Below are 14,368 nucleotides of genomic sequence, written 5' to 3'. Positions count from 1 at the left end.
ATGCGGAAGTGAACACCACATCGGCTGCTGCCGCCGAAGCCTCACCCCTGCCACAGCTCCGTATCTGGTGTAAGCCACCCCTATACGCACGGCTCCTACAGCATGCGGAAGTGAAACCGCCGGATTCAGAAACCAACACCTACACCCCAACTGTGAAGAGCCATATAAGGCGAGGATATGTACAAATTGCGCGCAAATTTGAACACGTTAGCTCGATATGTTCACGGCGTGTACATGTCAGTAGCGGGACCAAGGCGTTGGGCCCGCCGCCCACCTTCAGAGGAGCGCTACGCAGGCGCCGTGTCTGAATCGGAGATGGAGAAGATCCGGCTGAGTAATCCCGTATTGATAAAGACGCGTCCGCGCCCGATCTTTTGCTGGAGAACAAGCCCAGCATCCGCGAGCTCGTTGAGCCAGCTTGAGGCGGTGGCTCTCTTTGCCAAGTCAAGCCGAACGACGTCATCTATTCGCACGTATGGCTGGCGATGGAGCAACGCTGCAATGTCAGCGGCGGGCATTCTCGGATGATCTGCACGGATGGCTGCTTCAAGTAGGGTGCGCGATTCCACTACTTGCTCTGCCAGATTCAATGCGGATTGCGCAGACTCACTCACGCCGTTGGCCACGTAAATGACCCAGTCCTCCCACGCGGACTCTTCAGTTACTGCCCGCAGCAATTGATAATACTGATCCTTGTGGCGCACGAAATACCCGGAAAGATATAGCACTGGCAGATTGAGAAGCCCAAATTGGTTCAGGCAGAGGAGGTTCAAAATACGCCCGGTTCGGCCATTACCGTCATGGAACGGGTGAATGGCTTCGAACTGATAGTGCTGCAGCGCCATCGCGACGATGGGGTCCAAAGGCTCGTGGTTGTGTATGAAACGCTCCCATTCGCTGAGCTTGTCGAGAAGCACTGCTTTCCCGTCAGGAGGCGTATAGACTCGCCTCTTGCTTCTGGGGTTGCCGATGAAAGTACCCGGCAAGCTACGTACTTGAATGTCTGTACCCGAGAGCTCAGAGGCTACGGCACGGGCTGTCTGAAAGCTGAGCGGCCGTCTCTGGATGTGTTCGAATCCAGTCTTCAGCGCGGCGCGGTATCGCAGAGCCTCTTTGACAGCGGGTGATCCAGATTCGTCGAGCGCATCGTGAGCAGCTCGGAATAGCTCATCGTTGGTGGTCACGATGTTTTCGATCTCACTTGATGCTTGTGCTTCAAGAAGCGGCGCAATGTTAATGAGAAGGCTGGGGTCAGGAAGTCGCATACACGCCATATTCAATGAAGCTAAGTGGCGGCTCGCATCCACAACCGCTTTCAGAACTCGGGGTGTTTCCACCTCTGTACGCGGGGGTAGGGGTGGTAAGTCCTGATACGGCTGCTCTGGATTAAACGACATGTTCAAAGCGTAGACATAAGACGAGGACATGTACAAATTGCGCGCAAATTTGAACACGTTCGCTCGATATGTTCACGGCGTGTACACGTCATGAGAAAGGGCCGCCAACGAAATCCAATCCGCTGCCGGCCCTTTCCTGCGAGGCCACCCAGCCCCGCAAACGCTTGACGCCTTACGAAAGCGTGCGCCCCGTAGCCTCGATGAGCTGATCGATCATCCCATTGGCTTCGCCTTCGCGGCGGGAAAGTGGCTTGAACTCGCCGCCGTCGAATTCGTTGAACAGGTAGATCGCCACGGACGCCCGCACGGCGAACATCTGGAAATTGGCAACGATCTGGCGCCAGTGTTCGGTGGCGCGCACTCCGCCATCCGCACCATAGGAAACAAACGCCACGGTCTTGCCATTCCACTCGGGTCCGATGGAGTCCACGGCGTTCTTCATGCCGCCGGGAATCGAGTGGTTGTATTCGGGAGTGACGAAGATGAAGCCGTCGTAGGAATCGATTTCCTTGCCCCAGGCGGTCACGTTGGGATCGTCATACTGGCGCTGCGCAGCTCCGGGAACTACGGGGGAGGTCAGAAGGGGAACGTTGAATTCCTTGAGATCGATCAGGCTGAACTCAACGTCCGTGCGCTCCTTGGCGATGTTGTACAGCCACTGGGCTACTTTTTCGCCGCTGCGTCCCTCGCGGATTGATCCAATAACGATTCCGATTTTCATGAGTCTCCTTAGTAAGTGGCTTCCACTATAAGCTTCGGTGTGTAACCGTACCCGTTCATTTAAAGTTGCACTATCAATGCGAGGGCAAACGAGAGCAACCCCACCTGCCCGGCCAGCGCGCTGCCCGCGTCCGGCACCATCGGATAGGCTGGGCTGCATGAAAGTAGCGCTTGCTCCCCAGATCTGGTTCACTCCGGTCGATGCGCGATTGGTCAGGGTTAAGATCATCACCGAACTTGCGATCACTGTACCGTTGCTCATTGCGGCGGCCACCCTGAGCGAGACGGTGTGGCGGGATTCCCCGTGGACGTGGGTTTTCGCCGCCGCGATCCTCGTGGCATGCGTGTGGACTCTGGTTCTCTGGCCGCGCCGCGTGCGCGCGATGGGTTACGCGGAACTTGAGGGCGAATTGGTTATCAAGCGCGGGATCATGTTCAGCAAGCTCGAAGTGGTCCCGTACGGACGCATGCAGCAGGTTACCGTCAGTTCGGGTCCGTTGATGAGCCGGTACGGTTTGGCCTCGGTTGATCTGGTCACCGCCTCATCCGGTACCGATGGCCAGATTCCGGCCGTGTCTAAAGAGGAAGCCGAGCGCCTTCGCGTGAAGCTCACCGCGTTGGGGCAGGCCAACATGGAGGGTTTGTGAGTAGTTTTATTAACGACGACGACGAATCCTCCCCCACACCCCCACTCACTCCAGCTCCGCAAATCGAGGATGAATCCCTTCAATGGCACCGCTTCGCCAAGGCCACGATGCTTGGAGCTGCACTGCGCTTGTGGGCATTTGTTGCGGTGATAGTGTTCGCCTTCGGACAGCAAAGCTTGACCGATCGCGATGCGGATGATGTGTGGGATTTTCTTGCGAACTTAGGCATCATCTGGCTCTGGCGCGTGCTGGGTATCTTGGCGGGCCTCGGCATTCTGGCCACCATCGGCGCGGCAATCTCGTGGCACTTCAAGCGCTTCGCGATCACGCAGGAGGGTATCCAATTTAAGTCTGGCGTGTTCATCAAGAAGCACCTCCACCTGCGGTGGGACAGGATTCAGAGCGTTGACGTGACCCAGCAGTTCTTGGCGCGCCTGCTGAAGATGGGGACTGTCAAAGTGGAAAGTGCCGGCGGGGGCGACGGCCTGGAACTCGGCCTGCTTTCTCGCGATCAGTGCGAGGGGCTCCGTCAAGCGATTCTTGTGGCGGAGAATCAGGCCCGTTTGGGCGAAACAGTGCGAATCGGCGATTGGAGCGGTGGGGGTCTGAGCGCCGCGGCCCGCGAGGATTCGGTCTATCACCTGTCTCCCAAGCGGTTGCTGCTGTCGATGGTTGTCTCCCCATCCCTTCTAATCGGTATCCTCTCGTTGGCCGGGACGATAGCGCTCGTGGTGCTGGAAAGCGGCACGGCCGCCCTCCCTCTCATCCTCGTCATGGCAGGCGCACTGTGGAACATCGTCAAGGCCTTCTCGAAGAAGTGGGACACCAGCGTATTTCTGGCGGCCAACGGGGTTCGGGCGCGCGCCGGGCTCTTTTCTACAACGGCTACCACTACGCCTCCGGGGCGTGTGCATGCGGTGGAGATCTATCAGCCCATGTGGTGGCGGCGGTTCGATTGGTGGATACTACAGGTCACCGTGGCAAGCTCGGTGCTTGAAACTGAGGACGATGAAAGTGCCGTGATCCTTCCCGTGGCCACCCGCGAAGAGGCACTGCGGATGCTGTGGGTGCTGGCCCCGGATCTGGGCGTGGATGAACCCGATGCCTTCCTCAGGGAAACACTCGATGGAGCCGGCCCCTCGCAACTATTCGTGGCCGCTCCGCGCCAATCCCGTTTCCTCGATCCCTTTGGGTGGAAGCGCAACGCCATGACCATTACGCGCACGGCTGCCGTCATGCGCTGGGGTGGCCTGTGGAGGCGTTCCATGAAGATGGTGCTGCACGATCACTACCAGTCGCTCGGGCTCTCGGCCGGCCCGTGGGAAAAGCGCCTCGGCCTAGCAAATGTCAAGATGCGGATGGTGGCCACCACGGTGGGCACCGAACAAACCCACCTTCGCCTTGAGGATGCGCAGGCCTTGCTGTGGGAGGAATCCCGCGTGGGTGCCCAGCGCCGCCAAGTCGCGGAGAAGGAAAGCATCGAGGCGTGGCGGGCCCGTGTGGGCGCGTAGGCTAAACCCATGTCGCAATCAGCTACACGTCCGGGCCGCTTGAAGATCGGTGTCATTTCTGCCGGGAAGGTGGGCGCCACTCTTGCTGCCGCGTTGCGAGCTTCCGGCCACACGATCACCGGCGCCTACGCGCATTCCGAAGCCAGCACTGATCGCCTTGAAACAATGCTGCCTAACGTTCCCGCGATGGAGGTCGAGGAAATTGCGGCGTCGAGCGAGATGATCCTGTTGGCCGTCCCTGATGATGAGCTCGGTCCACTTGTTGAGGGCATGGCCAAGCTCGGACTCTGGAAGCGCGGGCATCTGGCCGTGCACGTGGCTGGCAGGTATGGCACAGGAATCCTTGATCCGGCGGCTCAGGCCGGTGCGATTCCGCTAGCGATCCATCCAGCCATGACCTTCACCGGTACCTCGCTGGACCTCAAGCGGCTGATCGATTGTCCCTTTGGAATCACGGGCTCTGGCATGTTTCTCCCGATCGGGCAGGCGCTTGTGGAGGAGACCGGCGGCCATGCGGTCATTATTGAAGAGGAGGATCGCGGGCTCTACCACGCGGCTATCTGCCACGGTGCCAATCACGCTGTCACCTTGGTTAATCAAGCCATGCGAATGCTTGAAAGCATTGGCATCGAGGATCCTGGTGCATATCTCACGCCACTAATCCACGCCTCGATTGACGGAGCGCTACGCTCGGGCGAGAAGCTTCTGACAGGCCCCGTTGTTCGGGGCGATGCCGGAACAGTAGCCGAACATCTGCAGGCAATCGATGCGCTCGCTGCCACGGATGGCGCAACCGACATTCCTCCGGTCTATCGTGCGCTCGCTACGGCCACCGCAGATCGGGCGAATCAGCGCCGGGTTCTGCCAGATGCTCAGCGTGAGCGGGTGGATGAGGCGATCCACCCGAACGGCTAGGCGTCTCGCTGATATCCGAGTACTCCGAGGGCTGCCTTGACAGTGCCATTAACCAGTGTTGTGTCGAGTGGTCCGGTTTCGGGGAGGATGGTCCGGAATATGAATGGACCCGTGATGATGTCGCAGATCAGGTCCGGATCGTAACCGTTTTTGATTTCCCCGCGTTCAACGGCGCGATCAATGATGAGTCTGGTTGCTTCTCTCCGGAGGTGCAAGAAGTATTCGGCAAATTGTTGGCGTTGCGAATCCTCAGAGCGAAGTTGGGCAAGGAAGCCGCTGAGTCCTCGGTAAACGAGAGGTGTGGTAAAAAAGTCCAGCTGGTCTTCTTGGATGGCTCGTAGATCGTCTGGGAGCGATCCCGTATCGAATTCTTTAGTTAAGTCGGTAGGGAACTCGTGAAGTAGAACGGCCAGTACCAGCGCTGAAAGGTCCTTATACCGGCGATAGAAGGCAGAGCGTGTTGTACCGGATTCGATCACGATTTGTGAGACTGAAAGGTTCTCAAAACCATCGGAGGCCAACATGGATTTTGTGACCTCGAACAGTCGTTTGTCGATCTCGGAATCATAGGGTCGCCCGCGCGAATGAATCATAATGCTCCTTATTATAGGGGCATCTAAGACATTCTCGTGATATTCCGGTGTTTCTATACTTAAAACAATACATCTTGTTGTGTAAAGTGAGGCAGTGTGATTATGCTTGGTTCGAGCTCGTCACTGATGAGGGGCCTCACGGACGAGGAAACATTCCGCACGGGAGCGGGGGCCTCTTGACGGAAGGAGGATGCCATGACTATCACACGGCCACGTAGCAGTCAGGCCGTTACCTTAGCAGTTTCATTGCTTGTCCTATCAGCTTGTGGTTCGGGAGCTGAACCTCATGCGTCCGAGAGTGTGCCCGCTGTGCCGAATATAAGTCTCCAAGCGGAAGTCAACTACGAAGCTGGGACCGTAACACTTCCTGGGGACCGGTTCATGCTTTCGGCAGAAGAGTCGGATACTCTTCTGAGTGCTCAGAGCGGTGCGATGGCAGCATGCGCGAGGAAAAATGGACTCTCATGGACTGGGTGGAACATTTCCGATGGTGACTATTCCTATGTGAACATGTGGCGTGAGTTTGGACCTTGGACGGAATTCATGGCAAGTAACTTCGGATTTGCTCAACCACGATCTGATCTTGGACTTATGACCACAGGATTAAAGCCCAAGTCGGAGGATTATGAGGAACCAACAGTTCCCAATACTGAGCTGAGTGAATCCGAAATTGGGCAAGTCACGGAGACATGCAACGACGATCCGGTTGTTATGTCCTTTATGGAAACCAACGTGGTGGATTATGGTCCGTGGGCAGAGGATCTTGGAGGTTCGGCCGACCTTCTGGAAGGGAATGACAGCGCCAACGAAGTGTTTGATGAGCTGGCTGTGTGCTTTGAACAGCAGGGAATGACGATGAAAGAAGACTCGCCAGGTTTTCCAACAGCCGCAACTGTCGAGGTGATCGACGAGGAACAAATCCAGCTCGCATTGAAGGTAGTTGATTGTCAGACATCCGTGAATGCGACAGAAAGGCTCACGGACATCATGGCAGATCTTTAGGCCCCAATTATTCAAGAGTATGCAGATGAGTTGAGCGATCAAAGGAATACCATCGATGAACGCGTGACAGAAGCAAAAGAGTACATCGCCGCGCATCCTGAATTGTTTGAGGAGCCGTGATTGGCAGCTGTGATTCTAATATCTAATGGAGGAATTCTGAGATTCCAGAGCCACCTTCGTGTGGGAGCGTCATTTCTCATCGTTGCTCTCTTGACGGCATCATGTGTAAACGAAACCGTCAGTGGAGATAGTGGCAATGAATCAGAGACAAAGGAATCCGATCTGAGTGGACTTGAATTGACTGCTGAGGTTGACCCGAATTCTGCAACGGTTGTGATGCCTGCTGATCACTTCCAGTTGTCCCAGAATGATCTAGACATTCTGGCGACAGCTGGTAGCGCTGCAACCACGAAATGTGCGAGGCAAATGGGGATACCGATGATGTCTCTTCCTCCCGTAGATGATTCCGTCTATGACATGTGGGACCGGTTCGGTCCGTGGACGCAGGATATGGCCGAAAGGTTTGCGTTTGTTCCACCGATGACTGATGCGGATATGGTGGCAAATGGGATCGAGGGCGCGCCAAGCGCACCACAATCGGAAAACGACGGCTTTGTGCCGCTTCCCGATGATCAGTTGGACGAGGCCATAGAAAAATGTGCTGATGATGCAGATGCGGCTTACTTTAACAGTGTTGATGATGGTTTTAGTGGGCCGTGGCAGGATGATTTGAATCAGGTGTACACCAAGACGGTTGAGGATCCGCGTGCTAAGGAAGTTTTCACTGACTTGCGTGAGTGTTATGACTCAGAGGGTATGACGTTTGATGAGGATATTCCCGGCTTGGTGACGGCTGCGGATGAAAGCCGCATTGACGAAGAACAAGTTGGGCTGGCTCTTAAAGTGGCGAAATGTCAACAATCGACGGATTCCACCCAACGATTAGCGGACATTATGGCAGGATATCAGGCACCGATCATCGAAGAGTATGCAAGTGAATTCGTCGAGATCCAGAATCAGCAGGACGAGGCGCTGACAAAGGCTGAGGAGTACATCGCCGCCCATCCTGAACTCTTCGAGGCGCCTTGATGGGTTCCCGAGTTCATCATGCGCTTGCTAGTGCCGCCGCGGATCGGACGAACCAGCGCCGGGTTCTGTCAGATGCTCAGCGTGAGCGGGTGGATGAGGTAGTCCAGCCAAACGGCTAGGCGTTTCGCTGATATCCGAGTACGCCCAGCGCTGCATTAGCGGTGCCGTCAACCAGTGCTGTGTCGAGTGGTCCGGTTTCGGGGAGGATGGTCCGGAAGACGAAGGGACCGGCGATGAACGTCACGGATGGCACCGTGATTGCGTCCACGTATCGCCGGCACCGGGCGGTGCAGTTTAAGAAGTTCCTGACCAAGATCGATCAGAACGTGCCAAAGCATCTGGGTATCCACGTGGTCTGCGATAACTACGGCACCCACAAGCATCCCACGGTGAAGACCTGATTTGGAAAGCCTACGAGGTTCCACATGCACTTTACGCCCACCTACTCGTCGTGGATCAATCAGTTCGAGAGGCTCTTCGCCGAAGTTACCCGCGATCTCCTCCAGCGTTCCGACTCCCGCAGCGTGGAGGCGCTGGAGAAAGACCTCCGTAACTGGATCGCCGCGTGGAACAAGAATCCGAAGTCGTTCATCTGGACCAAGACTGCCGGCCAGATATCGAGTCCCTCGGACGACTATTAGAACGTACTAACTACGCGGGACAGGGACTGTAAGTTTAACGGTGGAACTCCGATCAAGGAGAATCCATGATGACAACGCAACAGGATTTGCCCGTGAAGGCCCCGAGTGAAGTGTCCGAGGTACCCGTGACCACTACTTCCCCCACCACCTCTACCTCGTCGGTGACGCCGGGGAGTGGATAAGAAACTCGTTGCCGAGCTTGTCGGGCAGGCCCGCGAGAACGGTATTGGCATTGACGGTGAGAATGGGCTGTTGGCGGAGTTGACGAAGCTCGTTGTTGAGTCCGCACTTGAGGGTGAGATGACTGATCACCTTGGCTACGGTAAGCACGAGCGCGCAGGATCGGCCTGCGGCAACGCCCGCAACGGGAGCCGGGCCAAGACGGTTACAACGAAGGGCGGGCCCGTCGAGATCGCCGGACCTCGGGATCGTGCTGGCACGTTCGAACCCGTGATCGTGAAGAAACGCCAGCGCCGCCTCGGGTCCATTGAGTACGTCGTGTTGTCCCTGTCGGCTCGGGGCATGACACACGGTGACATCGCGGCGCATCTGGTTGACGCGTACGGCACCGAGGTGTCCAAGATGACGATCTCCACGATTACGGATAAGGTCCTTGAGGGCATGAACGAATGGCGGAACCGGCCGATTTACCCTGTCGTGTTCATTGATGCTATCCACGTGAAAGTACGCGATGGGCAGGTGGCGAACCGGCCGATCTATCTAGCCCTGGCCGTCACAGCCGAAGGTAACCGCGACATTCTGGGCCTGTGGTGCGGGGATGGGGTGGGGGCGCGAAATACTGGCTCCAGGTACTCACGGAGATCAAGAATCGCGGTGTCGAGGACGTTCTCATGTTGGTGTGTGACGGGTTGAAAGGACTGCCAGATTCGGTGGCCGCGGTGTGGCCGGAGACGATCGTGCAGACGTTATCTGTGCACAATGGGGGTGACCAGAGTTTCTGGTTAGCCATCTGTGTCGTGATGAACAGGACCTATGCAAACGTGTTACTCGTGAGGTCCGCATGCAGACCCGTCCGTTCATCGCGGGGCAGTGCTTGTGAATCAGCCAGCGGGAGACGCAACACTTTTGGGGTGATTGCCTAGATAAGGTTCTCGACTCAAGGGCTGCCATGATGCCGATACGGGTGGTTGAAAACAACGACGTTATTGACTACCGAAAGGACATAGGATCGTGGCAATAATTAGAGGAAGTAACGGTGATCGTGAACAATACTTTGCGGGGATTGACTGGGGAGGTAGCTTCCACCAACTCTGCGTGATCGATAGCGCAGGAAAAAGCCTGATCCAGAAGCGCTACTATCACACGGCTGAGGGTTTGGCGGCCTTGGAAAAGACGCTGAAAGGCTTTTCTGGGACAGTGTTGATGGCGATTGAGCGTAGTGAGGGACTTCTGGTGGAGTTTCTTCTGACTTTAGGGTTTCCTTTGTATTGTGTTTCCCCGAAAATTTCGGCGAGAGCGCGGGAGAGGTACCGGATCCAGGCCAAGAAGTCGGACGCGTTCGACGCGTTCGTTCTTGCGGATACGCTGCGTCACGAGCACGGGTACTGGAGGCCTTTACATATTCAATCTGACGCGCTGATGCAATTGCGTGCAGCGATTCGGGACCGTGAGCGCATCGTCTGGAATCAACGTGATGTGGAGAATCAGTTGCGGGCGATTTTGCAGACGTATCATCCTGGCCCATTGCACTTGTTTTCATCACTGGATCGGGACATTACCTTGGAGTTCATCAAACGTTATCCCACACCTGAACGGGCCCGCCATATCGGGCCCGCGCGCATGGAAGCGTTCACGCGGCGCCACTCATACACCGGTCGAGTCGCCCCAGAAGTACTCCTACAGCGACTCCGAGAACATTCTTTATCAGCAAGTCCGGGAACAACGCGCGGGAAGGCGTTCGCTGCCGTGCGTTTCGCTGAGGAACTCCAACTCTTGAACCAGCACGTACGGGACTTTGACAAAGAAATACGGGTCCTTCTCAATGCCCATCCCGACACGCCAATCTTCACAGGGTTTCCAGGCTTAGGCCCAGTTACAGCGGCAACGCTACTGGCTGGCATGGGAGAAGACCGTGCCAGATACCCCACAGCCGCGGCACTGTTGGCTGAGACCGGGCTGGCACCCGTCACCAGAGCTTCTGGACGCACCAGACAAGTCAGGTTTCGCTATGCCGCGAACAAACGAATGCGCCATGCTATCGACTGGTGGATGTTTGTTGCTGTGCGAGAGGACCCCCACTGGAGTGGCGTCCTGTACGAGCAAGCACGCGACAACGGACAAGGCCACCACCGAGCCCTACGAGGTATCGGCACCAGATGGGTGCGAATCCTCTGGAAATGCTGGCACACCCACACCCAGTATGACCTCACTCAACATGCCAGACGCTACGAAGCCATCCACAACCACGAAAACACAATAGCCCTGCTAACGGACACGAACCAAGAAATCAAAGCCGCGAGCTAACTAGCCCCACCAACGCAACACAAGGAAGAACGAACACTCATACCAATACTCACTGCGCCCAAAAAAGGGGACACCAAAACCTGAGGTTGACAGCGGGAGTCTGCGTTGTGCATCTCATGAGGAATTCATTCACGTATGCCTCACGGAAGGACTGGGACGCGATCTCCCGGGCCTTGAAGCCGGTTTATCAGGCAGCGACCGTCAAGGAGACCGAAGACCGGTTCAGCGACTTTCAGCAGACCTGGGGTGCCACGTATCCGGCAATCGTCAGGCTGTGGGAGAACGCGTGGGCGGAGTTCACGCCGTTCCTGCGCTTTAACCGGGAGATCCGCCGGATCGTGTGCACCACCAACGCCATCGAGTCCGTCAACGCAAGAATACGGAAAGCTGTCAAGGCCCGCGGGCACTTCCCCAACGAACAAGCCGCGCTCAAATGCATCTACGTGGCCGTCATGGCACTCGACCCCACAGGCAAGGGCCGAGCCCGCTGGACTGGGTGCTGGAAACAAGCACTGAACGCCTTCGATATCACCTTCGACGGACGCCTATCCGCCAAAGCCGCCTGACAATCACCCAACACAAGTCACACCGATAGCTTTACAGACCCGCGGGACACTAGGATTTTTGACTTCACGACAGCTGATGTGTAGTCAGAGTTGAGCGCCGCGACCGAGAGGGGCCGCGAGTCCCATTTGAACGTAAGGCTGTTGGCGATGACGTGAACTGACAGTGGTACACGGCCGGAGATGTGTGATGTTGCGATACTTAGCTGGCGTACGAGTTCGAGCATCACTACTAGGGGTGGCGGCTCGCTGACCCTGCTAATTATGTGATGCCTCCTAGAATAGCAAACCTGTACGACAGGTAATCCATGCGAACCGCGGGGCAACGAAGGAATAGCTCTAGCCTATGACATCGATGAACTATCTGTTTGGGAAGTTTGCTCAATGAAGTATTCCTTGAAGAATTACACATAGAGCTCAACCTGTTTCGTTTATAATTTCGATGCTATTGATTTTGCTCTTAGAGCGATGGTAGTGGACATCATATTTGTAGAACAGTGTGTTGCATAAATAACTATTCGGCCGTAGGCTTAAGGTACGCGCCTCATTGCCGAGGTGCTATTAGTGGTGGTGGAGGGATTCAAATGAATAGGAATAATAAGTTAGGCTGCGGAGCAATGGCAGCACTGATACTAGCAACTAGTGGTTTGTTCGCAACCTCCGCGCAAGCGGACGATTCTGACGAGATTCCGACAGTTGATCAGACTGTGAACAGTATTCTTTTAGAGCACGATAGCGAGATTTCGCCGATGGCGGCAAGCTGCGCATTGGGATGGGGTTGTCTCTGGCAGGGGAGTAATTACTCGGGCAAATGGGCTGCAAATCAATACGATGGATTCGTGAATACCACTGTGTCCAACTCTGCATGGGCGAACGGTAACTCGTGCCATAGGACAAGCTTCCGTACCGGGAGCGGTTCGACAAATCACTTCTTTATTCTCGACAGTCAGACGAGGATTGGATCGAATTACCGCGACCCGAACCTTTCCAACGGTGCTGGTCGTGGACAATACAGTGGTGAGAACTGGAAGGACCGCGTAAGGTACATCCGTTTCTATGATGGGACGAACTGCGCGTAAGTAGAGACAAGTAGGTAAACCGGTGGGGCCGAGTGCATTGACTTGGCCCCACCGGAACTGCCACGAACGGGGATGAAATGAGAATTCGGGGTCAGCGCAGTGCCGCGCGTATATTACTACTTCTCGTTGCTCTTGCCACCGCATCGTGTGGAAGTGATACAAGTAGCGATCCAACTAGTGAGTCGAGAGACGTGGAGTCTGACCTTAGTGGTCTAAATCGTAAGGCGGAGGTAGATCCAGAAACGGCGGTCGTGACACTTCCTGTGGACAACGTTGCGCTCGGTGAACAGGAAGATAGTTCGGTGATGTATGCGGCGCGAGACGCTGCTCTCGCTCAATGTGCCCGTGATGAACTGGGTATTCCGTGGGTTGCTGAGGAGCCAGACGGGTACATGCCAACGCGTCATATGTGGGATAGATACGGTCCTTGGACAAAACCTGTGGCAGAGAAATTTGGATTCGTTGAACCGATGGGTGATGGTGGTCTTATAGTTAATGGAATTGTGGATCCACCTCCCGATTACGAACCGATCCCGTGGCCCAATGAGACTATCCCAGAGTCGGAACGGGATAAGGTGTTTGAGACCTGCAATTCCACGCATCAGGTTGAGCAGTTTGACGAGAATCGGTTGTGGACAATCGGACCTGGGCAAGAAGCTCTGAACGATGAGGAGATTGCAGTTAATCGGGACCCTCGGATGGAGGAGTTGTTCGGAGAACTCACGGCTTGCTACCAGAATAGTGGCATGGAGTTCGATGAGAATGTGCCCGGTTTAGTGACGGCCGCTGATTTTGAGAACATCAATGAGGAGCAGGTTGAGCTGGCGCTGAAAACTGTTGAGTGTAAGGATCAGATCGATTTTACTCAGCGTGCAGCGGATATTATTGCTGAGCGTCAGGTTCCGATAATCGAGGAGCACGCCGAAGAGCTGTTTGCGGCTCGGGAGAAGTGGGATGATACGGTGGCAGAGGCCGAGGAGTACATCGCCGCGCATCCTGAATTGTTTGAGGCGCCGTGATGGGTTCTCAAGTTCATCGTGCGCTCGCTACGGCCACCGCAGATCGGGCGAATCAGCGCCGGGTTCTGCCAGATGCTCAGCGTGAGCGGGTGGATGAGGCGATCCACCCGAACGGCTAGGCGTCTCGCTGATATCCGAGTACTCCGAGGGCTGCCTTGACAGTGCCATTAACCAGTGTTGTGTCGAGTGGTCCGGTTTCGGGGAGGATGGTCCGGAATATGAATGGACCCGTGATGATGTCGCAGATCAGGTCCGGATCGTAACCGTTTTTGATTTCCCCGCGTTCAACGGCGCGATCAATGATGAGTCTGGTTGCTTCTCTCCGGAGGTGCAAGAAGTATTCGGCAAATTGTTGGCGTTGCGAATCCTCAGAGCGAAGTTGGGCAAGGAAGCCGCTGAGTCCTCGGTAAACGAGAGGTGTGGTAAAAAAGTCCAGCTGGTCTTCTTGGATGGCTCGTAGATCGTCTGGGAGCGATCCCGTATCGAATTCTTTAGTTAAGTCGGTAGGGAACTCGTGAAGTAGAACGGCCAGTACCAGCGCTGAAAGGTCCTTATACCGGCGATAGAAGGCAGAGCGTGTTGTACCGGATTCGATCACGATTTGTGAGACTGAAAGGTTCTCAAAACCATCGGAGGCCAACATGGATTTTGTGACCTCGAACAGTCGTTTGTCGATCTCGGAATCATAGGGTCGCCCGCGAAACTCAG

At 55.8% G+C, this 14,368-nt stretch carries 14 protein-coding genes and 1 pseudogene; 11 read left to right on the top strand and 4 right to left on the bottom strand.

Going from position 1 to position 14,368, the window contains the following annotated elements; genetic code table 11:
• Nucleotides 1–287 precede the first annotated feature (287 nt).
• Nucleotides 288–1,397 (bottom strand): Fic family protein, encoded by a 1,110-nt coding sequence (locus ACTHV6_RS10795; RefSeq protein WP_441387544.1) that lies wholly within the window; start codon nucleotides 1,395–1,397, stop codon nucleotides 288–290.
• Between the two features lie 172 nt (nucleotides 1,398–1,569).
• Nucleotides 1,570–2,118 carry an NADPH-dependent FMN reductase gene (locus ACTHV6_RS10790; protein WP_441387543.1) on the bottom strand — a complete coding sequence of 183 codons (549 nt, stop codon included), beginning with the start codon at nucleotides 2,116–2,118 and terminating at the stop codon, nucleotides 1,570–1,572.
• Nucleotides 2,119–2,275: 157 nt separating this feature from the next.
• On the opposite strand from ACTHV6_RS10790, the gene ACTHV6_RS10785 reads away from it, so the two are divergent.
• The 3 genes from ACTHV6_RS10785 to ACTHV6_RS10775 are packed head-to-tail and all read left to right on the top strand — an operon-like array spanning nucleotide 2,276 to nucleotide 5,190.
• Nucleotides 2,276–2,764 carry a PH domain-containing protein gene (locus tag ACTHV6_RS10785; RefSeq protein ID WP_441387542.1) on the top strand — a complete coding sequence of 163 codons (489 nt, stop codon included), beginning with the start codon at nucleotides 2,276–2,278 and terminating at the stop codon, nucleotides 2,762–2,764.
• Complete coding sequence (locus ACTHV6_RS10780) at nucleotides 2,761–4,275, top strand: PH domain-containing protein (RefSeq protein ID WP_441387541.1); 1,515 nt, start codon at nucleotides 2,761–2,763, stop codon at nucleotides 4,273–4,275. The genes ACTHV6_RS10785 and ACTHV6_RS10780 overlap by 4 nt, the downstream gene beginning before the upstream one ends.
• A 9-nt stretch (nucleotides 4,276–4,284) precedes the next feature.
• Entirely contained in the window at nucleotides 4,285–5,190 is a 906-nt protein-coding gene (locus ACTHV6_RS10775; RefSeq protein WP_441387540.1) for a Rossmann-like and DUF2520 domain-containing protein, read from the top strand.
• Here ACTHV6_RS10775 and ACTHV6_RS10770 read toward each other — a convergent pair.
• Nucleotides 5,187–5,783 (bottom strand): TetR-like C-terminal domain-containing protein, encoded by a 597-nt coding sequence (locus ACTHV6_RS10770; RefSeq protein ID WP_441387539.1) that lies wholly within the window; start codon nucleotides 5,781–5,783, stop codon nucleotides 5,187–5,189. The genes ACTHV6_RS10775 and ACTHV6_RS10770 overlap by 4 nt on opposite strands.
• Before the next feature lie 195 nt (nucleotides 5,784–5,978).
• On the opposite strand from ACTHV6_RS10770, the gene ACTHV6_RS10765 reads away from it, so the two are divergent.
• From ACTHV6_RS10765 to ACTHV6_RS10730, 8 genes and pseudogenes are all read left to right on the top strand, one after another.
• A complete protein-coding gene (locus ACTHV6_RS10765; RefSeq protein WP_441387538.1) occupies nucleotides 5,979–6,785 on the top strand; it encodes a hypothetical protein in 807 nt (268 codons plus the stop codon).
• Nucleotides 6,786–6,905: 120 nt separating this feature from the next.
• Nucleotides 6,906–7,874 carry a hypothetical protein gene (locus ACTHV6_RS10760; RefSeq protein ID WP_441387537.1) on the top strand — a complete coding sequence of 323 codons (969 nt, stop codon included), beginning with the start codon at nucleotides 6,906–6,908 and terminating at the stop codon, nucleotides 7,872–7,874.
• Between the two features lie 233 nt (nucleotides 7,875–8,107).
• Nucleotides 8,108–8,275, top strand: a complete 168-nt coding sequence (locus ACTHV6_RS10755) for a hypothetical protein (protein WP_441387536.1) — start codon at nucleotides 8,108–8,110, stop codon at nucleotides 8,273–8,275.
• A 24-nt stretch (nucleotides 8,276–8,299) separates the two neighbouring features.
• Complete coding sequence (locus ACTHV6_RS10750) at nucleotides 8,300–8,515, top strand: hypothetical protein (protein WP_441387535.1); 216 nt, start codon at nucleotides 8,300–8,302, stop codon at nucleotides 8,513–8,515.
• 174 nt (nucleotides 8,516–8,689) lie between these two features.
• Nucleotides 8,690–9,453 (top strand): annotated as a pseudogene (locus ACTHV6_RS10745) (IS256 family transposase); the annotation flags it as partial.
• 253 nt (nucleotides 9,454–9,706) lie between these two features.
• Entirely contained in the window at nucleotides 9,707–10,999 is a 1,293-nt protein-coding gene (locus ACTHV6_RS10740; protein ID WP_441387534.1) for an IS110 family transposase, read from the top strand.
• Nucleotides 11,000–11,106: 107 nt separating this feature from the next.
• Nucleotides 11,107–11,565, top strand: a complete 459-nt coding sequence (locus ACTHV6_RS10735) for a transposase (protein ID WP_441387532.1) — start codon at nucleotides 11,107–11,109, stop codon at nucleotides 11,563–11,565.
• 1,327 nt (nucleotides 11,566–12,892) lie between these two features.
• On the top strand, nucleotides 12,893–13,660 hold the full coding sequence (locus ACTHV6_RS10730; RefSeq protein ID WP_441387530.1) for a hypothetical protein: 768 nt from the start codon (nucleotides 12,893–12,895) through the stop codon (nucleotides 13,658–13,660).
• Between the two features lie 115 nt (nucleotides 13,661–13,775).
• Here ACTHV6_RS10730 and ACTHV6_RS10725 read toward each other — a convergent pair.
• The coding region (locus ACTHV6_RS10725) for a TetR-like C-terminal domain-containing protein (RefSeq protein ID WP_441387529.1) at nucleotides 13,776–14,368 on the bottom strand (593 nt) is incomplete at its 5' end.

This window comes from Ancrocorticia sp., assembly GCF_052089425.1.
GTDB lineage: Bacteria > Actinomycetota > Actinomycetes > Actinomycetales > Actinomycetaceae > Ancrocorticia.
Note: the sequence above shows the minus strand (reverse complement) of the source record. Positions and strands in the feature narration are given on the sequence as shown.